Origin of the sequence: Micromonospora sp. NPDC049151, from assembly GCF_040648395.1 — a bacterium.
Classification (GTDB): Bacteria; Actinomycetota; Actinomycetes; order Mycobacteriales; family Micromonosporaceae; genus Micromonospora.
This window is the reverse complement of sequence record NZ_JBEZDP010000019.1, coordinates 39673-59009: the sequence shown is the minus strand read 5'-3', so window position 1 is coordinate 59009 and position 19337 is coordinate 39673. Positions and strand designations below refer to the sequence as shown.

Below are 19337 nucleotides of genomic sequence, written 5' to 3'. Positions count from 1 at the left end.
GAGGACGCATGACCGTCACGCTGCCGCTGGACGAGCCGGTGCGGCACCGGCTCGGCCGCCACCACTTCGGGGCCCTGGCGGCGGGCGGCGGCGACGCCGGCACCGTCGATGAGCTCCTGACCGCCGAGCACAGCTGGCGGCTCCTGCAACTGCGCGCCGTGCTGGACGCGGTGGCCGAGACACCGGAGGCGGCGGGTCCGCTGCCGCCGGTGGCCGACGCCTGGGCGCTGCTGGTCGCCGCGCAACGCCACGCCCCGGCCGTCGTCGACCGGCTGCTCGCGCATCCGCACGTCGGCACCTGGGCCGGTTACGTCCTGCGGCGGCTGCGCGGCTCCACAGTCACCGCCGAGGGTCCACTCTGGGTGGACCTCGGGTACCTGCACGCGCTCGCGGCCGCGGCCGGCGTACGCGCGGGCCTGCCGTCGTTCACGCTACGGGTGCCGGTGCGCGACGGGTTCGCCGCGCTGCCGACGCTCGGTGGCGCCGTGCTGCCGGCCGGGCAGCGGTGGGCGGTGGCCGAGGTCGCCGCCGCCGACGGCGAGGCGACGGTCGCGCTGGACGGCCACCAGGTCGCGTTCGACAGCGCGGGCGGCGGCACGGACGGCTGGTTCGCGCTGCCCACCGTCCGGGCCGAGGCCGGAGGGCAGGAGCTGACGGTCGGGCTGGACTTCCTCGACCCGTACCGGAATCTGCGCAGCCCGACCCCGCCGGACCTGGACACGGTCGCGGCGATCGACCGCTGGCGGACACTGCTCACCCAGGCGTGGGAACTGCTCGTCCGGGTGTGCCCGGAACGTGCGGCGCCCATCGCCCGTGGCCTGTTCTCGGTGGTGCCGCAACGCCCCGCGGAGCGGTTCCGCACCATGAGCGCGTCGGCCGGGGACGCGTTCGGCAGCATGCTCATCTCCGAGCCGGAGGACGCGCCGGAACTCGCTGTCACACTGGTCCACGAGTTCCAGCACATCAAGCTCGGCGGCCTGCTGCACCTGACCCCGCTGCTGATCGCCGAGCCGCGGCACAGGCTGTACGCGCCGTGGCGGGACGACCCGCGCCCACTGGGCGGTCTCCTCCAGGGCGTGTACGCCTTCGTGGGAATCACCGAGTTCTGGCGGGCGTACCGTCCGGTGGCCGGCGGCGCGGCACGGACCGTGGCGCACTTCGAGTTCGCCAGGTGGCGGCGGCAGGTCACCGCGACCCTGGCGGAGCTGCGGACCCGGCCCGAGCTGACCGACGTCGGCCGGCGCCTGCTGGCCGGCCTCGCCGACACCGCCGCGACCTGGTGGTCCGAGCCGGTGCCGGCGGAGGTGCTCGCCGCGGCCGACGCCGCTGTGGACGATCACCGGGCCCAGTGGCGGCTGCACCACCGGCGTCCCGACCCGGCGGTGGCGCAGGCGTTCGCGGCGGCCCGGGAGGCCGGTGACGCCCGCCCGGACGGCGGCTACCCGGAGCCGCCGGTCGAGGCGGACGCCGGCGCGCGCCGGCTCGACACCCGCGCGGTGCTGCTGCTGTGGCGGCTCACCGACCCGGAGGGCTTCGCGCGGTTGCGCAAGGACCCGTCGAGCGTCGGCGAGCAGGTCAGCGGCGCGTCCGCGGCCGACCTCGCCTACGCCGCCGGTGAGGTCGGACAGGCACACGAGCTCTATCTGGCGGAGCTGTCGACCGGCTCGGCCAGCCCGTCGGCGTGGGCCGGGCTGGGGCTTACCACAGCCGCGCTGGGCCTCGCCCCGGCGGCCGAGGCGCTGCGAAGCCGGCCCGAGCTGGTCCGGGCCGTGCACCGTCTGCTCCGCGCCGGATCGCCCGTCGACCCGGTGGACCTGGCGGCCTGGGTGGGACCCTCCGCGGGTTGACGCCACAGTCCACGGTGGCGGGCCGTCACCGCCACCGTGGACCCCCGGGCTACAGCGGCATCGGATCCAGGTCGCAGTCACCGCGGACCGTCGGGTCCAGACCGGCGCGGGTCGCCGGGTGCGTGTCGCCGAGGGTCCGGCGGAACGTCGGGCCGATCTCGTCGAGCAGCGCCCGGCCTTCCGTGTCCCGGCCGAGTGCGATCAGATCCATCGCGAGGTTGCCCAGCGCGATCAGCGCGGTCGGGTGCTCCGGCCCGAACACCTCCCGCGCCCGCTCCACCGTCGCCTGGTCAAGCTCGTACGCGGCCCGGTGCTCGCCGAGCACGTAGAGGTCGTTGCCGAGGTTGATGGACGCGGCGAGAGCCAGCGGATGGTCCCCGCCCAGGCGGCGGGTCAGCACCGCCAGGCCCGCCTCGTTCATCGACCGCGCCCGCGCCGCGTCTCCGCGCAGCCGGTGCACGATCGCCGCGTTCGCCCGGGCCGCCACCGTGTACGGGTGCTCGTCGCCGAACAGTTGCCGGTAGTGCTCGCCGATCTCCTCGCTGAGCTGCGCCGCGGCGTCCAGTTCGCCGGTGGCGCGCAGGTCGACGGCGAGACCGAACGCGGCGAGCAGCGTGTCCGGGTGGGCCTCGCCGTACCGGGCGGCGAAGCCGTCGCGTACCTCCTGGGAGAGGGCGCGGGCGGCGACGTGGTCACCTGCCTTGCGCACCGCGGAGGCCAGCCGGCGGCGGGCCAGCAGCGTCTGCGTCTGGGCGCTGCCCCAGACCAGCGGCAGCCGGTCCACCACGTTCTGCATCTCGGCCCGGGCGGGCAGGTACTCGCCCAGTTCCCGCCGGTCGATGATGAGGTTCAGCAGGGACTCCAGCGTCTGTGCGTGGTCCTCGCCGAACAGCAGCACCCGGTGCGCGTAGGTGGCCTGGTCGACGGCGAATGCCCGCCGCATGTCGCCGGTGAGGCGCAGGCTGACGGCGAGGTTGTGGGCGGCGTTGAGCGTGCTCGGGTCGTCCTCGCCGAGCAGGGCCACGTGCCGCCGGTAGACGTCCTCGTCGATCCGGAGGGCCTGGGTGAAGTCGCCGGCGACCCGCAGGTCGGCGGCGACCGCGCCGAGGGCGCTCAACAGCTCCTCGGTGTCCTCGGCGGTGGCGCTCTCGTGGGCCCGCAGGATCCGGGTGTTCAGGTCGGCGGCCTCGGAGTGCCGGCCGAGCCGGTAGAGCATGAAACCGAGCCACTGGCCGACCTGGAGCGTCATCGGGTCGGTCTCGCCGAGCCGCTCCCGCCAGGTCTGGTAGGCGTGCCGGGACAGCTCCAGCGACGCCTCCATGTCGCCCCACCAGTAGAGGTAGCGGGCCTCGTTGTAGACGAGTTGATGCACCCAGCCCTGGGCGGACTCGACCGCGCCGGAGACCAGCACGTGCGGGTACAGGTCGGCGTAGCTCGGCCAGTTGCCGGGCGTGTCCGGGTCGTTGCGGTCGCCGGTGGCGAGCAGCCGGTGGGCGCTGGCGCGCATGGCGTCGCGTTCGGCGTCGTTCATCCGGTCCAGGAGCACCGCCTGGATCAGCCGGTGCATCTGGATCGAGTTGGTGCGGTGGATGACCCGGGCCAGCGCGTACCTGTTGATGTCGCGGATCGCCCGGCCGAGCCGCATCGGGTCGCGCAGCGCGCCGTTGAGGTCGGGGTGGATGTCGGCGTTCTGCGCGCCGCTGAACAGCGTGCGGGGGATGGGCTCCGGGGCGAGGAAGGAACACACCTGCAACAGCCGGAACGCGGCCGGGTTGGCGACCACCAGCCGGTCCAGCGAGACGTTCCACGCGGCCGCCACCGGCAGCTGGTAGTCCATCGGGGGCGCCTGTTCGAGCAGCTCGACCCGCTTCTCCTCGAACAGCCGCAGATACTCCTCGGCCGGCATGCCGGTCTCGGCCCGCCAGGCGGCGGCCTGCTCCAAAGCCAGTGGCAGGTCGCCGAGCGCCTCGGCGAGCCGGTCGGCCTCCTCGTCGGTGAGTTCCGGGCCGCGCCGGCGGAGCAGCTCGACGCTCTCGGTACGGCTGAAGACGTTCACCTCGAGCGTGCGCGCCATGGAGGCCCACTGCGGGTTGCGCGAGGTGATCATGATGCTGCCGGAACCGCCGATGGGCAGGTACGGCAGGAGCACCTCGGGGCTCTCCGCGTTGTCGAAGATCAGCAGCCAGCGCGGGTAGGGCCGCCCGAGCCGCAGCGCCTCCTGCACCGCGAGGCGGGCGCTGCCCACGTCCGGCCCGGCGGTCAGGTTCATCCGGTGGGCCAGCTCGACCAGCGAGGCGCCGATCTGGGTGGCGCGCTCGGCGGGGATCCACCAGATCAGGTCGTACTCGCCCTGATGCTGGTAGACGTACTCGACGGCGAGATGCGATTTGCCCACCCCGCCCATGCCGTGCAGCGCGTGCGGCAGCACCGCCGTGGTGCCGCCCTGAATCTGGCGGTGCAGCAGGGCGAGCAGGTCGGCGCGGCCGGTGAAGTTCGGGTTGCGGGGCGGGACGTTGCCCCAGACGGCGGGGGTCCGGCTGGGGGTGGTGGCGTCCACTGGGGTCGACGACAAACCGGCTCCTTCAGCGGGGACGCTACGGGGGACGTCGGCATCTTCGCCTACCGCCATGATGACATTCGTGCCCCGCGATGCGGGAGTGTCGCGGACGTCGCGTTCGCCCGGCGTGTCCGGCTCGATCGCCTCGCGCAGCCGCCGGGCCCGCCGCAGATAGCGCCCGGACAGCGCGCGCAGCACCGCCGTCTCGATCCGGGCGACGGAACCGGCCGGGTCCAGCGGCGTGCCGTCCGGATCGGACAGCACGCGGCCCCACGCCGCCAGCTCCGGCCGCTCCGGGCCGAGCCGGGCCGCGACCGTCCGCCAGACCCGTACCGTGTCGGCCCGGCGGCCGATCGCCAGCAGCTCCTCCCGGACGCCGGGGCGGAAGTCGACGCCCGCCCGCCCCGGCCGCGGCTCGACCAGCGGCCCGGTGAACACCTCGGCGAGGTGCACGTCGCCGGCCTCCGGCACCACCTCGTCGCGGACCACCGCGATCACCGCCGGCTCCAGCGGCGCCGCGGCCAGGCCGGTGGCCAGCCGCAGCGCCGTCGGTGAGGCCCAGGAGACGAACTCGCGTAGCGCCGCCGCCGGATCCCACCGCTGCGGCGCCCGCCGTCGCGGCGGTTGCGGCGCCCGGGCGTACGCCAGCACGGCGGGCAGGTCGACCCAGCGCGGATGACGGCCCGCGATCAGGTCCACCCAGGCGGCCAGCCAGCGGGTCCGCAGCTCCACCACGGGCACCGGGATGGCGTCGGGGTCCGCCCGGCGGCCCAGGTCGGGCAGCGCCCGCAGCGGGTCCGGCTGCCGCCACCACAGGCGGGCGTTCGGCACCCCGGCCCGGGGCGCCCGCAGGCCCAGACGCTGCGCGGCGAGGCCGCCCCGGTGCCACATCTGCTGCGGCAGCAGGTGCACGACGGCCACCGGGTGGCGTTGCGCCCACGCGCGCAGGTGCGGCAGCGCCGCGCCGCTGCGCCAGGCCGGGGCGGCCCCGTCGGAGAGCACCAGGACGATCCGGTGCCGCCGTACCGCCGGCAGTCCCGTCCCCGCGGGCACGGCCGGGCCGTGACGACCGTGGCGCAGCATCACCTCCTCGGGGCCGGTTCCGCCGGTATCGAGGCGGCACACGCGTACGTCGTGGAAGGCCACGTGCCGGCGCAGCAGCGTGACGAAGGTCCGCACCCGGGCCGACCAGACCGACATCGACGGGTGGTCGTCCACCACGAGCACCGCGTCCCAGCGAGCCCGGGCGGCCCGCCGCAGCACGGGCCGGACCAGGCCCGCCTCGGCCTGCGCGGCGGTGGCCTCCTCGTCGTACACGATCAGTTCCCGCGGCGAGACCAGCCGCCGGAAGGGACGCAGCACCTCGGCGAGGTTCTCCTCGCCGGAGGCCGTGCCGGCACCGGCCGGGCCGACGGCGAGCCGGGCCGGCACCGTCATTCCGGGTCCGCCGTCGGCCCGCCACGCCACAGCACCTCGGCGAGACGGTCCCAGTCGGCCTCGCCGCCGTCGGCGGTGGCGAGCTGCACCGCGTCGAGGAGCTGGTCCAGCGTCGGCGGGTCCGGATCGCGTTGCCGGTCCAGGAACGCCCGCACCAGCCCCGCGGCGGCCGCAGGGCGCTCGGCGAAGTGGGCCTCCACCATCCCCAGCAGGGTCGCCTCGTCCGGGTCGGCCATCCGCAGCCGCAGGCAGTGGCGCAGGAACGCCGGCGGGAACGCCCGGTCCTCGGTGCAGGTCATCACCACGAGCGGGAACTCGTGGCACCGGATCCGGCCGCCGCGCACCGTTGCCCGGCCGCCCGGGTCGGCCGTGTGCACCGTCACCTCGGGGCTGCGCGGCGCCGCCCGGACCAGCTCGGGAACGGCGAAGCCGCCGTCGTCGAACACGGTACGCAACTGCTGGGGCAGGTCGATGTCGCTCTGGTCCAGCTCGTCGATGAGCAGCACCCGGGGGGTGCGGTAGGGCAGCAGCGCGGTGCCCAGAGGCCCGAGACTGAGGTGCTCGCCGAGTTCCTCCCCGACGGACCGGCCGGGGCTCTGCCCGGCGCGCACCCGCCCGAGCGGGTCGTGCTGCCAGAGGCCGGCGCGGACCGTGTCGTGCGTGCTGACCGGCCAGTGCAGCACCCGGCCGAGGCCCAGCTCCCGGGCGATCCGGTAGGCCAGGCTGGACCGGCCGGACCCGGCCCGGCCGGTGACCAGCAGCGGGCGGCGGAGCAGCAGCGCCGCGTTGACGACGTCCACCTCGCGCGGGTCCGGCTGGCGGGTCGTGACCGGGCCGAGCCGGCGCTCCCGGTCCGGATCCTCGGCGGGCGCCGGCGGCTCGTCCGGCCCGCCGTCGAAGGCACGCCAGCGTGGCGGTGCCGGCCAGCGCCGGTCCCGCTCGGCCGGGTCGATCGGTTCCCCGGTGCCCCGGTAGACGCGCCAGCCGGCGCTCTCCGGCGCGCTCATGCCGGCCACCCCAGCCGGTCGTCCGGCCGGTTCAGCTCCGGGGTGCGGTCCGGGTCGTCCCAGAGCACCACCAGGTGGCGGCCGTTGTGGCGGTCGGTGTGCGGCTCCAGGGCGAGCGCGTCCAGCCGCGCCCGCCGGGCGTGCACCGGGAGGCGCGCGATGCGTCCGTCGGCGGTCATGTCCCGGATCTCCTCCCAGAACTCGGTGTCGGACGGGCGGGTGCGGTGCCAGACGATCACCGGCAGGCCCGCCCGCAGGGCGGTCATCACTTCCTTGAAGCCGAACCGGTTCTCCGGCGGCGTCGCCGGCGCGGAGCTGAGCAGCAGCGTCGACCAGCTCAGGTCGGCGGTCAGCTCGGCCTCCAGCCGGGTGAAGTACGCCGTGCCATCGGGCCGGCTGCGGAAGAGGCGGCTGTGCGCCGGCTCGGCCTGGAGGTGTTCCCAGCGGCGCCGCCACGCGCGGTGCCATTCGGGCTGGCGCAGCCGGTCGAGACTGCGGACGACCACCGGGTAGTCCATCGCCAGCACCTTCTGCTCCAGGTGGGCGCTGGCCGCCTCCTTACGCCACCAGGCGACGTCCTCGTTGAGCAGCTCCACCGGCAGGACCAGCTCGACGGCGACGTCGGCCCGCCGGTCCGACCACTCGATCTCCATCTGGTGGACGATCCGCTCCACAGTCGCCTCCAGGTCCGCGTACGCGACGTCGGTGAGCTGGCCGTGGCGGCGGGAGTGCCAGCCCTGCGCGCCCTGCCACTGCCGGTAGTGGGAGACGGTGTAGACGGTGCTGCCGGGGGCGAGGTCCGGCTCGACCTGGATCACCAGGTAGACGTACGGCTCGGGGGTCTGGTCGCCGGCGTTGACCCGCGCCCGCCGCAGGTCTAGGTCCCCGGTCAGGCCCAGCAGGCTGGCCTGCCGCTGGTTGCGGTCGCGGATCGCGCGGGCCGTGGCGGTGTCCACCTCGTGCTCCAGCAGGACCAGGAAGAGCATGTTCGGGGGCAGCCCGCGTGCGGGCGCGTTCTGGCCGGTCAGGTAGACGAAGACGTCCCAGGCGCTGACGCACCACGACGGGGGCGTGGCGGTCGTGTGGGCGGTGGCCCGCTGGTAGAGCCAGCCGAGCGAGTCCGGTCGGTGCGTGGACAGCGCCGGGCGCAGCCTGGTCCAGTCCTCGGGGGTCAGCAGCTCCACCACGTCCATCTCGTGGCGCAGCCGGTGCAGCCGGCCGAGCTGAGCCGCGGCCGGCCCGAAGAGGGCGACGACGTCGACCAGGGCGCCCAGGTCGCCCCGGCAGCCGCGGACGATCTCCGCGCTCTGCGCGCGGGGGTTGCGGTAGTCGTCGAGGCCCTGGTCGGACAGCCGCTCGCGCAGCCGGACGACCAATTGCTGGCGGCTGTCGGCCTCCTGGAGCAGGCGCATCCCGGACAGCAGCTCGACCAGTTCCTCCTCGATGCGGTGCCGGGGATCGGCGCCGGGAGACGGAAGCTGCGTCATGTGCCATCCGGTTCGTCACGCGGCTGGGGAACAGGGCCGACCTGCGGTGCCGCGACGGCACGGCGACGGGCGGCGGCGATGGACGTCCATGATCGCAGTAGGGGAGACCGTCTCACGTAGACTGTCCGGTCTCCGACACCGGCGGCGTAATCCATCGGCACCCTCCGATCGATGACGGCCGAGCACGCACCATTCTGACGGTCTGGTCAAGTGGCGACCACGGGGTGTGCGCGGAGGCGCTCCCTGCCCTACCCGAACGACCGTTAAGCTGAACGTGTCCGTACCCCGGACGCCGCACCGGCTCACCCACCCCACGGAGCTCACCGCGCTATGAACGTCGACCGGATCCTGCCCACCGGCGAGGCCCACGACCTGCTGGACCTCGCCACCGAACTCGCCGACCGCGAGCTGGCCCCGGCAGCCGCCGGGTTCGAGTCCCGCGGCGAGTTCCCCCGGGAGGTGCTGCGCACCCTGGGCCGGGCCGGCCTGCTCGGCCTGCCGTACGCCGAGGAACACGGCGGCGCCGACCAGCCCTACGAGGTGTACCTCCAGGTGCTGGAGATCCTCGCCAGCCGGTGGCTCGCCGTGGCCGAGGCGGTCAGCGTGCACACGCTGTCCTGCTACCCGCTGGCCCAGTTCGGCACCGACGAGCAGCGCAAACTGCTGCCCGACATGATCGGGGGGGAGCTGCTCGGGGCGTACTGCCTCTCCGAGCCGCAGGGTGGCTCGGACGCCGCGTCGCTGACCACGCGGGCGGTACGCGACGGCGGCGGGTACGTGGTGACCGGCACCAAGGCGTGGATCACGCACGCCCGGGTCGCCGACTTCTACAACATCTTCTGCCGCACCGGCGGCCCCGGCCCGAAGGGCATCTCCTGCCTGCTGGCCGACCGGTCCACCCCGGGCATCCACCCGCAGGCCGCCGAGCGCACCATGGGCCTGCACGCCTCGCCGATCGCGCAGATCGCCTTCGACGACGCCCGGGTGCCGGCGGAGCGGCTGATCGGCGGCGAGGGCGCCGGGTTCACCATCGCCATGTCCGCGCTGGACTCGGGTCGCCTGGGCATCGCCGCGTGCGCGGTGGGCCTGGCCCAGGGCGCGCTGGACTACGCCGTCGGGTATGCCCGGGAGCGCAGTCAGTTCGGCCGCCCGATCATCGACTTCCAGGGGCTCGGGTTCAACCTGGCCGACGCCGCCACCCAGATCTCCGCGGCCCGGGCGCTCACGCTCGCCGCCGCGCGGCTGCGCGACGCGGGCCGCCCGTACTCGATCGAGGCGGCGAAGGCGAAGCTGTTCGCCACCGACGTGGCGATGCGGGTGACCACCGACGCGGTGCAGGTGCTCGGCGGCGCCGGGTACGTCGTCGACCACCCGGTCGAGCGGTACATGCGCGAGGCCAAGGTGCTGCAGATCGTCGAGGGCACCAACCAGATCCAGCGGCTGGTCATCTCCCGCGCGCTGGCGAGGGGCTAGCCTGTCGCGGTGACCTTCCCCCGGATCACCGTGGACCCCGACGTCATGGGGGGTGCGCCCTGCGTGCGGCAGTCACGCATCCCCGTGGCCACCCTGCTGGCCATGATGGCCGAGGGCATGTCCGTCACCGACATCCTCACCGACCTGCCGTTCCTGGACGAGGAGGACATGGCGGAGGTGCTGAACTACGCCGCGGACGCGGTGCGCGACCGGACGGCGCGCTGAGGGTCACCGCGGCGGGCCGGGTGCGGCGTGGGAGCGCTTTTCCGGCTAGGGTGCAGCGCGTGGAGGAGATCGACCGTGCCATCGTCGCCGCGCTGACCGGGGACGGTCGGCTGTCGTACACGGACCTGGCCGAGCGGGTGGGCCTGTCGGTGTCGGCCGTGCACCAGCGGGTCCGCCGGCTGGAGCAGCGCGGGGTGATCAAGGGGTACGCCGCGCGGGTGTCGTTCGAGGCGCTGGATCTGCCGCTGACCGCGTTCGTGGCGATCCGGCCGTTCGACCCGTCGCAGCCGGACGACGCGCCGGATCGGCTGGCGCACCTGCCCGAGATCGACTCGTGCTACTCGGTGGCGGGGGAGGACTTCTATCTCCTGCTGGTGCGGGTGGCCAGCCCGGCCGACCTGGAACGGGTGCTGCAGGAGATCCGCACCTCCGCGAACGTCACCACGCGCACGACGGTGGTGCTGTCCACGCCGTACGAGAACCGGCCGCCGAAGATCAGTGGCGAGCTGTCCGGTCGGGGGCGTCCCCGGCCGGCGTCGGAGCCGGCAGGTTCCACCGCCTGATCACCCGCCGGCCGTGCTCGTGTCCGAGCACGCTGAGCGTCGCGGTGTCCAGCCGCAGCAGCGCGCCGGCCGAGGGCGGCAGCCCGATCCAGCGCGCGCCGAGCACCCGCAGGCTGTGTCCGTGCCCGACCACTGCGACGTCGCCCTGCTCCAGCAGCGCTGCGACCCGGTCCAGGACCCGGTCCAGGCGGTCGCCCACCTGGTGCGGTGACTCGCCGCCGGGGCCGCCGTCGGTCCAGATCGACCAGCCCGGCCGTTCCCGCTGGATGTCCGCGGTGGTGCGGCCCTCGTACTCGCCGTAGTTCCACTCGGCCAGGTCGGGTTCGACCGCGTCGACGGTGAGCCCGGCCAGGGCGGCGGTGCGGGTGGCGCGCCGCCGGGGGCTGGACAGCACCCGGGCGAAGCGCCGGCCGGCGAGCAACGGGGCCAGCGCGGCCGCCTGCCGCTCGCCGTCGGGGGTCAGGTCGAGATCGGTGTACGAGGTGTGCTGGTGGGCGGCGCTCCAGGTGGTCTCGCCGTGCCGGATCAGCAGGATCTCGTTCACCGGCCCAGTCAACCACGCCGGGGCGGAGCCGGCCCGCCGAAGGTATACCGGGAAGGCGGCGCTACCGGGTCGCCGGCGCGGGCTCGGTGTCGCGTGCCGGCTCCGGCCGGCCGGGCGCCTGTTCCCGGTCCGGCGCGCGGCCGGAACGCAGTTGCAGGACCGCGACGGAGACCAGCACCAGCGCGCCCCCGGCGAGCTGCGCGGGGGTCAGTGTCTCGCCGAGGGTGAGCGTGGCCAGCGCGGCGGTGACCACCGGTTCGAAGGTGGACAGGATGGCCGCGGTCGACGGACCGGTCCGCTTCAGGCCGGCGAAGAAGGCCAGCATCGCCACGACCGTGGAGACCACGGCGATGGCGGCCAGCCAGAACCATCCGCGCCACCCGAAGCTGAGGTCGACGCCGCCGGTGAGCAGGGCGCGACCGCCGAGGGTGCCGGCGGCGCCGGTCATCACCAGCGCCGACAGCGCCACGGGTGCCAGCCGGTGCACGACGGTGTCGGAGACCAGGATGTAGACCGTGTAGGTGACGGCGGCGGCGAAGGCCAGCAGCGCCCCGAGCGGATGGAAGCCCGCGCCACCGGCGCCGAGCAGCACCAGCAGCGTCCCGCCCGAGGCGGCCACCAGCGCCGCGCCACGTCGCCGCGTGAGCCGGTCCCGGCCGAGCAGCACCGCCGCCACTGTGACCAGGACCGGGTACGTGTAGAGGATCAGCGCCAGCAGGGACGCGTCCATCAGTTCCAGTGCGGCGAAGTACAGGCTCGCCTGCGTGGCGTATCCGACCGCGCCCAGCCCGAGGGCGACGGCCGCGATCCGGCCGCGCCTCGTCGCCGGCCGCCCGCCGCCCGCGTCGCCCGGCCCCGGTGTCACGCGGCGCAGGCCGGGCCGCACGAGCAGGACGAGTCCGAGCAGTACGGCGGCCAGGCCGAAGCGCACCAGCAGCAGCGCGGTGGGGGAGACCCCGGCGTCGTACGCGAGCTTGCCGAAGACGGCCATCGCGCCGAAACAGGCGGCGGACAGGAGACACAGTGCGGCACCCACGCGCCAAGGATCACCGGAGCCGACTGCCCAGGTCCAGCGATGAATTCCGCAGCTGAATCATTAGGATTCCCGCATGATCGAGCTGGACCTGCGGCGGTTGCGCTTCCTGCGGGAGTTCGAGGAACGCGGCACGATGGCCGCTGTCGCCACGGCTCTGGGCTACAGCCCGTCGACTGTCTCGCAGCAGCTTGCCCCTGCTGGAGAAGGAGGTGGGCGTCCGGCTGCTGGGCCGGGCGGGTCGCGGCGTACGGCTCACCGAGGCCGGGCACGTGCTCGCCCGGCACGCCCGGGTGCTGCTGTCGGCGGCGGAGGCGGCGGAGGCGGACCTGGCCGCCCTCGACGGTGACGTCCGGGGAACCGTCCGGGCGGGCGGCCTGCAGTCGGCGGCGCGCCGCCTGCTCGTGCCGGCCGTCGCCCGGATGGGAGCCGAGCACCCGCGGGTCCGGGTGGAGATCTTCGAGCTGGAACTCGAACAGTCCCTGCCGGGCCTGCGCCTGGGCAGTGTCGACCTGGTCATCGGCGACGAGTACGACAGCCAGCCCCGACCTCGGCCGGCGGGGCTCCGTTTCACGCTCCTGCTCGAGGAGCCCTTGCGGCTCGTGCTTCCCGCCGCTCATCGTCTCGCCCGGCCCGGGGGACACGTAGCGGTCAACGACCTGCGGTCCGATGGACCGCCTCCGCCGAGGGCACCGGGCACCACGCCATGGTGGTCGGGACGTGCCGCCGTCTCGGTGGCTACGAACCGGACCTGCGGCACCGTTCCAGCGATGCGGACGTGCAGCTGGAGCTGGTCCGGGCCGGGGCCGCTGTCGCCCTGATGCCGGCGTTGACGCTGCCCGGGGACGACCCGGCGCTGGCGGTCCGGGGCATCGCCGAGACCGACCTCCGGCGTCGCCTGGTGGTTGTCACCCGGGACACGCCACCGGCGCCGGCGCTCACCGCGTTCCTGACCGCCGTCACGGACCGGGTGCGTGACCTGGGCCGGTAGGTGCCCACCTTCAACCTATTGTCCTAGGACGCCCTACGCGATGTACGCCGGGCAACAACGTTTGCGACGACCGGCACCGGGGACGCGACAAGGGCAAGGCTCAGCCGGACGATCGGAGGGCGACATGAGCTTCACCGACAAGGCGAAGAACAAGGCCCAGGAGATGAGCGGCATGGCCAAGGAGCGGATCGGCGACGTCACCGACAACGAGCGGTTGCGGGCCGAGGGCGCCTCCGAGCAGAGCACGGCGCGCGCCCGGCAGGCCGGGGAACACGCCAAGCAGGCCGGCCGCGACGCCAAGGACGCCTTCACCAAGTGAGTACGCGAACGGCGGGCCACCTCATCGCAGAGGTGGCCCGCCGTCGGGTGTCCGGGATCAGTCGTCGCGGTGCGCGAGCCACCAGGCCTGGCCGGCCTCCGGCAGCGTGTCGATCGGGTCGTAGTAGGCGTACCGCTTGTTCAGTGCCTCCAGGTCGGCCGACTCGATCGAGGTGCGGTAGTTCTTCGTCCAGTACGAGATGCCGCGCTCACGGTCGTAGTCGGTGAGCATGTGCACCCAGCGCTTGCCGACGAACGGCACGTCGCAGACGATCCGCGGGGTGGCGTAGCCGGGCAGGTAACCCATGATGTCGTGCTGGAGCTGCTGGGCGTGCCACACCGGGACCCGCCAGTGCTCGGCGTTGGGGATCATGTCGCACATGTAGAAGTAGTACGGCAGGATGCCCGCCTCGCCCTGGAGCGCGAAGCAGAGGTCGAGCAGGTCGGAGCTGGTGGCGTTGACGCCGCGCATGAGCACGCCCTGGTTGCGCACGTCGCGTACGCCGACGTCGAGTGCGGTCTGTGCGGCCTTGGCGACCAGCGGGGTCAGCGACTGGGCGTGGTTGACGTGCGTGTGGATGGCCAGGTTGACGCCACGTCGGGCGGCGGTGCGGGCGACCCGCTCCAGGCCCTCGACCACGTCGGGCTGGAGCCAGTGCTGGGGCAGACCCATGAGCGCCTTGGTGGCGAGCCGGATGTCGCGGATCGTCTCGATCTCCAGCAGGCGCATCAGGTACGACTCGAGGTTGCGCCACGGCACGTTGGCGACGTCACCGCCGGAGACGACCACGTCGCGTACGCCGGGGTGGGCCTTGAGGTAGGTGATGTGGGCGTCGTAACGGTCGACGGGCTTCAGGGTGAGCTTGAGCTTGTCGACGGCAGGGGTGGAGTTGCCGACGAGGTCCATGCGGGTGCAGTGGCCGCAGTACTGCGGGCAGGTGGAGAGCAGCTCGGCGAGGACCTTGGTGGGGTAGCGGTGGGTGAGCCCCTCGGCGACCCACATGTCGTGCTCGTGGAGGCTGTCGCGGCTGGCGTACGGGTGCGAGGGCCAGTCGGTGCGCCGGTCGGAGGCGACCGGGATCATGTAGCGGCGGATCGGGTCGGCGAGCAGCGCCTCGGTGCTCATCGGCTCATGCGGCACCATGGTGTTGACCATCTGCGGCGGCACCAGCATGGACATGGTGGCCAGCGCCTTCTGGTCGGCCTCCAGGTCGGCGTAGAACGTCTCGTCGACGGTGTCGCCGAGGACGGCGCGGAGCTGCTTGATGTTCTTGACGCAGTTGACCCGTTGCCACTGGGCGTTCTCCCACTGGTCGCGGGTGACGTGGCGCCAGCCGGGGAAGCGGGTCCAGTCGGGTTCGACGAGGGGCGCGCGGCGGTATTCGTAGGGCTGTCCGGCGGTCGGAACGGCGACCGGTGCGGGGCGGGGCGTCGGGATGGTCTCCACCGGTTGGGTCTGGGTCACGGCCCCTCCTCGTCAGCGTGCGGGTTGATCAACGGATGCGTAGGCTACTGGAAAATCTGCGGTGAAGAAATTAGTCTGCCGGAAGTTTTCCCGCGACGCGAGTCCTGACCAGGGGTTCGGGCGGCTGGACATAGGGGGTCGGCGTGACGTCACCGGTGGGTCTGCACCGAGTAGTGGAACCGGCGGGGGTGCTCCCGCAGGCGGCCTGGCGGCTGGACCCGGACCCGCGGATCGCGGCGAACGAGGTGCGGATCCGGGTCGAGCGGCTGAACCTGGACGCGGCGAGTTTCCGGCAGCTGGCGGAGAAGCACGGCGGTGACGGGGACAAGGTCCGCGCCGAGGTGCTGGAGATCGTGTCGACCCGGGGGAAGATGCAGAACCCGGTGACCGGTTCCGGCGGCATGCTGATCGGCACCGTCGAGGAGGCGGGCCGCCGCTCGCCGCTGGGGCTGAAGCCGGGTGACCGGGTGGCGACGCTCGTGTCGCTGACGTTGACGCCGCTGACGATCACCGACGGGCTGGCCCGGTGGGACGGGCGCAGCGAGCAGGTGCCGTGTGACGGGTACGCGATCCTGTTCGCCCGGTCGATCGCGGCGGTGCTGCCGCCGGACCTGCACCCGGAGTTGTCCCTGGCGGTGCTGGACGTGTGCGGGGCGCCGGCGTTGACGGCGCGGGTGGTGGCCGAGCAGGTGGCGCGGCGCTCGCGCGAGGGTGATCCGCGTCCGGTTTCGGTGGCGGTGATCGGTGGCGCTGGCAAGAGCGGGTCGTTGTCGCTCGCGGCGGCGCGGCGGGCGGGTGCCGCCCGTACCGTCGGGGTGGTTCCGGTGGAAGCGGAGCGGGAGGCGCTGACGGCGGCCGGGCTGGCCGACGCGGTGGCGCTGGCTGACGCGCGGGATCCGGTGGGGTTGTCGACGGCGGTGACGACGGCGCTGGGTGTGCCGGCGGACGTGACCGTGGTGTGCGTGGACGTGCCGGGGTGTGAGCACGGCGCGGTGCTGGCCACGGCGGACGGCGGTACGGTGATCTTCTTCTCGATGGCGACGAGTTTCGCGGCGGCGGCGTTGGGCGCGGAGGGCCTGGCGGCGGACGTGACGATGCTGGTGGGCAACGGGTACGTGCCGGGGCACGCGGCGCTGGCGCTGGATCTGTTGCGGGCCGAGCCGGGGGTGCGCGGCCTGTTCGAGGCGCGTCTTTCGGCAGACTGACACCATGACGAACCCCTCGACGCTGTATCGCGGCGGAGTGCTGCACTGTCCGGCCGACCCGAGCGCGACGGCGCTGCTGGTGCGCGACGGGCGGATCGCCTGGTTGGGTACGGACGCGGAGGCGCCGCGCGCGGACCGGGTGGTGGAGCTGGGTGGTGCGCTGGTGACGCCGGCGTTCGTGGACGCGCACGTGCACGCGACGGATACCGGGTTGGCGTTGTCGGGGCTGGATCTGTCGGCGGTGCGGTCGGCTGGTGAGTTGCTGGAGGCGGTGTCGGCGTTCGCGGCGCGGCTGCCGGGTGACGCGGTGGTGCTGGGACACGGCTGGGACGAGTCGGGCTGGGCGGATGCGGTGTTGCCGGGTGCGGCGGCGCTGGGTCGGGCGGCCGGTGGGCGGCGGGTGTATCTGTCGCAGGCGTCGATCCATTCGGCGCTGGTGTCGGCGGAGTTGCTGGCGGCGTGCCCGGAGGTGGTGTCGGCGGCCGGGTACGACGCGTCGGGGTGGTTGCGGCGCGACGCGCATCATGTGGTGCGGGCGGCGGCGTTCGGGTCGGTGACGCGGGCGCAGCGGGTGGCGGCGCAGCGGCGGGCGTTGACGCACGCGGCGTCGCTGGGTATCGCGGCGGTGCACGAGTGCGGTGGGCCGGACATCTCCGACGAGGAGGACTTCACCGGGCTGCTGGCGATCTCGGGGGCCGGGGTGCCGGAGGTGTACGGGTACTGGGGTGAGCTGCTGGGCGCGGCGAAGGCGCGGGAGCTGGGCGCGGTGGGCGCGGGTGGTGACCTGTTCGCCGACGGGGCGCTGGGGTCGCGGACGGCGCACGTGTCGGCGGCGTACCTGGACGGTGAGGCGGGGGCGTGCGGACACGGGTACGTGTCGGCGGAGCAGGTCCGTGATCATCTGCTGGACTGTGCGGCGCACGGGTTGCAGGGCGGGTTCCACGCGATCGGGGACGCGGCGATCGGCACGGTGCTGGAGGGGTTCGGTCTGGCGGCGCGGTCGCTGGGTGTGGACCGGTTGCGGGCGGCGCGGCACCGGGTGGAGCACGCGGAGATCATGAGCAAGGCGTTGATCGCCGGGTTCGTGGAGTTCGGGATCGTGGCGTCCATGCAGCCGGCGTTCGACAGGTTGTGGGGCGGCGCGGGCCGGATGTACGAGTCGCGGCTGGGGTTGGCGCGGTCGTTGGAGTCGAATCCGATGGGTGCGATGCACGGCGTCGGGGTGGCGTTGGCGTTCGGGTCGGATTCGCCGGTGACGCCGCTTGATCCGTGGGGGTCGGTGCGGGCGGCGGCGGCGCATCACAATCCGGCGCAGCGGATGAGTGTGCGGGCGGCGTTCGCGGCGCACACGCGCGGCGGGTGGCGGGCGGTGCACCTGGACAACGAGGGTGTGCTGGCGTTGGGGGCCCCGGCGACGTTCGCGGTGTGGGACACCCCGGCGGGCGTGGAGCGGGGTTTGCCGGTGGTGCTGGCGGAGGATCCGGAGTTGCGGGGGGCGGACGATCCGACGCCGCTGCCGGTGTGCCGGGCCACTGTGTTGCGCGGTGACGTGATCTATCAGGAAGGGTCTTCGTGACAGGGAAGCTTGGGCTGGATCCGGCGCTGGTGGCGCGGGCGCGGGAGTTGGCGCGTCGCGCGGGGCAGCCGGTGGTGGATCTGGCGCGCAGCCACACCACGGTGTCGGTGGAGCGGGCGGTGCTGCGGCTGGCCGGGGTGTCCGGCGCGGACCCGGACGGCATTCCGTGGGTGAACCGGCTCGTGGACGCGGTGGTCGCGGACGTTGGCCTGGGGCACGGGGTGGCGGCGCCGGTGTTCGACGCGCTGGCGCGTGAGGGCATCGCCGATGTGACGTTGCTGGCGCAGAAGGCGGCGGCCGGGTCGGTGCGGTTCGCGCAGCCGTCGGGGAAGGCGGCGACGGCTGCGCGGCGGGCGTCGCGTAAGGCGGTGGCGGCGGGGATCCGCGGCATCGACAGGCGGCGGGCGGAGCGGGACCGGCTGGTGAAGCGGTTCGGTGATCCGGCGCGGCGGCCGTGGATCTATCTGATCGTGGCGACGGGTGACATCTACGAGGACATTCCGCAGGCGCAGGCGGCGGCGCGGGCCGGCGCTGACGTGATCGCGGTGATCCGGTCGACGGGGCAGTCGCTGCTGGACTACGTGCCGGAGGGGGCGACCCGGGAGGGGTTCGCCGGCACGTACGCGACGCAGGAGAACTTCCGGTTGATGCGGGCGGCGCTGGACGAGTCGTCGCGGGAGCTGGGCCGGTATGTGCGGTTGACGAACTACGCGTCGGGTCTGTGCATGCCGGAGATGGCGACGCTGGCCGGCCTGGAGCGGCTGGACATGATGCTCAACGACTCGATGTACGGGATCCTGTTCCGCGACATCAACCCGATCCGCACGTTCGTGGACCAGCGGTTCTCGCGGCAGGTGCACGCGCGGGCGGGGATCATCATCAACACCGGTGAGGACAACTACCTGACCACCGCGGACGCGGTGGACGAGGCGCACACGGTGACGGTGTCGCAGTTGCTGAACGAGTTCTTCGCGCACGAGGCGGGGCTGGCGGACTGGCAGCTGGGGCTGGGGCACGCGTTCGAGATCAACCCGGATGTGCCGGAGTCGTTCCGGTTGGAGCTGGCGCACGCGTTGCTGGCGCGGGAGTTGTTCCCTGACGCGCCGTTGAAGTGGATGCCGCCGACGAAGCACATGACCGGTGACGTGTTCCGGGGCAACCTGCTGGACGGGTTCTTCAACCTGGTGGGCACGATGACCGGGCAGGGGATCCTGCTGGTGGGGATGATGACCGAGGCGGTGGTGACGCCGTGGCTGTCGGACCGGGACATCGCCCTGCAGAACGTGCGGTACGTGCTGGGCGCGGCGGGCGGGTTGCACGAGGACTTCGTGCCGGCGCCGGGCGGGTTCATCCAGGCGCGGGCGCACCGGGTGCTCGGTGAGGCGGTGGACCTGCTGGAGCGCATCGGGGACCAGTCGTTGCTGACGGCGATCGCCGAGGGCACGTTCGGGATCATGAAGCGGCCGGCGGACCGGGGCAAGGGCCTTTCCGGGGTGGCGCGGCACGAGGCGGACTACTACAACCCGGCCACGGAGATCCTGGAGCAGCCGGCATGAGCGAGCGCACCGAGCGAAGCGAGGGCCGTGAGGCCATGCCCGGCCAGCACAGC

Annotated in this window: 15 protein-coding genes; 10 read left to right on the top strand and 5 right to left on the bottom strand. The window is 73.6% G+C overall.

The window, feature by feature from the left end; all coding sequences use genetic code 11:
* Positions 1-8 precede the first annotated feature (8 nt).
* Complete coding sequence (locus AB0B20_RS21245; RefSeq protein WP_357472733.1) at positions 9-1847, top strand: HEXXH motif domain-containing protein; 1839 nt, start codon at positions 9-11, stop codon at positions 1845-1847.
* Positions 1848-1896: 49 nt separating this feature from the next.
* Here AB0B20_RS21245 and fxsT read toward each other — a convergent pair whose 3' ends face one another.
* Both fxsT and AB0B20_RS21235 read right to left on the bottom strand, forming a co-directional pair.
* Positions 1897-6165: an FxSxx-COOH system tetratricopeptide repeat protein gene (gene fxsT, locus AB0B20_RS21240; protein ID WP_357472730.1), complete on the bottom strand. Its 4269-nt coding sequence runs from the start codon at positions 6163-6165 to the stop codon at positions 1897-1899.
* Between the two features lie 679 nt (positions 6166-6844).
* Positions 6845-8335, bottom strand: a complete 1491-nt coding sequence (locus tag AB0B20_RS21235) for a hypothetical protein (RefSeq protein ID WP_357384603.1) — start codon at positions 8333-8335, stop codon at positions 6845-6847.
* A gap of 330 nt (positions 8336-8665) precedes the next feature.
* Here AB0B20_RS21235 and AB0B20_RS21230 point away from each other — a divergent pair, with 330 nt between their 5' ends.
* The 3 genes from AB0B20_RS21230 to AB0B20_RS21220 are packed head-to-tail and all read left to right on the top strand — an operon-like array spanning position 8666 to position 10596.
* Complete coding sequence (locus AB0B20_RS21230; RefSeq protein WP_357384605.1) at positions 8666-9808, top strand: acyl-CoA dehydrogenase family protein; 1143 nt, start codon at positions 8666-8668, stop codon at positions 9806-9808.
* Between the two features lie 9 nt (positions 9809-9817).
* On the top strand, positions 9818-10033 hold the full coding sequence (locus tag AB0B20_RS21225) for a DUF433 domain-containing protein (RefSeq protein ID WP_013286269.1): 216 nt from the start codon (positions 9818-9820) through the stop codon (positions 10031-10033).
* Between the two features lie 59 nt (positions 10034-10092).
* Positions 10093-10596, top strand: coding sequence for an Lrp/AsnC family transcriptional regulator (locus AB0B20_RS21220; RefSeq protein ID WP_357384608.1), 504 nt, complete (start codon positions 10093-10095; stop codon positions 10594-10596).
* Here AB0B20_RS21220 and AB0B20_RS21215 read toward each other — a convergent pair.
* Positions 10529-11140: a histidine phosphatase family protein gene (locus tag AB0B20_RS21215; RefSeq protein ID WP_357472727.1), complete on the bottom strand. Its 612-nt coding sequence runs from the start codon at positions 11138-11140 to the stop codon at positions 10529-10531. The genes AB0B20_RS21220 and AB0B20_RS21215 overlap by 68 nt on opposite strands.
* Before the next feature lie 61 nt (positions 11141-11201).
* A complete protein-coding gene (locus AB0B20_RS21210; RefSeq protein ID WP_357472724.1) occupies positions 11202-12176 on the bottom strand; it encodes a DMT family transporter in 975 nt (324 codons plus the stop codon).
* 188 nt (positions 12177-12364) lie between these two features.
* Between AB0B20_RS21210 and AB0B20_RS21205 the strand changes: the two genes are divergently transcribed.
* The 3 genes from AB0B20_RS21205 to AB0B20_RS21195 all read left to right on the top strand — a co-directional run bounded on the left by AB0B20_RS21205 (position 12365) and on the right by AB0B20_RS21195 (position 13483).
* The gene (locus AB0B20_RS21205) at positions 12365-12994 is read left to right on the top strand and encodes a LysR family transcriptional regulator (RefSeq protein ID WP_357472721.1); all 630 of its coding nucleotides are present in this window, start codon (positions 12365-12367) and stop codon (positions 12992-12994) included.
* Positions 12880-13164, top strand: a complete 285-nt coding sequence (locus tag AB0B20_RS21200) for a LysR family transcriptional regulator substrate-binding protein (RefSeq protein WP_357472718.1) — start codon at positions 12880-12882, stop codon at positions 13162-13164. Before AB0B20_RS21205 ends, AB0B20_RS21200 begins: the two co-directional genes overlap by 115 nt.
* A gap of 124 nt (positions 13165-13288) precedes the next feature.
* Positions 13289-13483 carry a CsbD family protein gene (locus tag AB0B20_RS21195; protein WP_174534135.1) on the top strand — a complete coding sequence of 65 codons (195 nt, stop codon included), beginning with the start codon at positions 13289-13291 and terminating at the stop codon, positions 13481-13483.
* A gap of 57 nt (positions 13484-13540) precedes the next feature.
* On the opposite strand, the gene AB0B20_RS21190 is transcribed toward AB0B20_RS21195, so the two are convergent.
* On the bottom strand, positions 13541-14947 hold the full coding sequence (locus AB0B20_RS21190) for a lysine 2,3-aminomutase (protein ID WP_357472715.1): 1407 nt from the start codon (positions 14945-14947) through the stop codon (positions 13541-13543).
* A gap of 143 nt (positions 14948-15090) precedes the next feature.
* Here AB0B20_RS21190 and AB0B20_RS21185 point away from each other — a divergent pair, with 143 nt between their 5' ends.
* From AB0B20_RS21185 to AB0B20_RS21175, 3 genes are read left to right on the top strand one after another with little or no spacing between them, the layout of a single operon-like run.
* Positions 15091-16152 carry a zinc-binding alcohol dehydrogenase gene (locus AB0B20_RS21185; RefSeq protein WP_357472712.1) on the top strand — a complete coding sequence of 354 codons (1062 nt, stop codon included), beginning with the start codon at positions 15091-15093 and terminating at the stop codon, positions 16150-16152.
* A gap of 4 nt (positions 16153-16156) precedes the next feature.
* Positions 16157-17728 carry an amidohydrolase family protein gene (locus AB0B20_RS21180; protein ID WP_357472709.1) on the top strand — a complete coding sequence of 524 codons (1572 nt, stop codon included), beginning with the start codon at positions 16157-16159 and terminating at the stop codon, positions 17726-17728.
* Complete coding sequence (locus AB0B20_RS21175) at positions 17725-19284, top strand: lysine 5,6-aminomutase subunit alpha (RefSeq protein WP_357472706.1); 1560 nt, start codon at positions 17725-17727, stop codon at positions 19282-19284. The genes AB0B20_RS21180 and AB0B20_RS21175 overlap by 4 nt, the downstream gene beginning before the upstream one ends.
* The last annotated feature ends 53 nt before the right edge of the window (positions 19285-19337 follow it).

Coding starts and splice junctions, on each gene's coding strand:
- AB0B20_RS21245 (WP_357472733.1), top strand. CDS start 9: ATGACCGTCACGCTGCCGCTGGACGAGCCGGTGCGGCACCGGCTCGGC.
- AB0B20_RS21235 (WP_357384603.1), bottom strand. CDS start 8,335: ATGACGCAGCTTCCGTCTCCCGGCGCCGATCCCCGGCACCGCATCGAG.
- AB0B20_RS21230 (WP_357384605.1), top strand. CDS start 8,666: ATGAACGTCGACCGGATCCTGCCCACCGGCGAGGCCCACGACCTGCTG.
- AB0B20_RS21200 (WP_357472718.1), top strand. CDS start 12,880: ATGGTGGTCGGGACGTGCCGCCGTCTCGGTGGCTACGAACCGGACCTG.
- AB0B20_RS21195 (WP_174534135.1), top strand. CDS start 13,289: ATGAGCTTCACCGACAAGGCGAAGAACAAGGCCCAGGAGATGAGCGGC.
- AB0B20_RS21180 (WP_357472709.1), top strand. CDS start 16,157: ATGACGAACCCCTCGACGCTGTATCGCGGCGGAGTGCTGCACTGTCCG.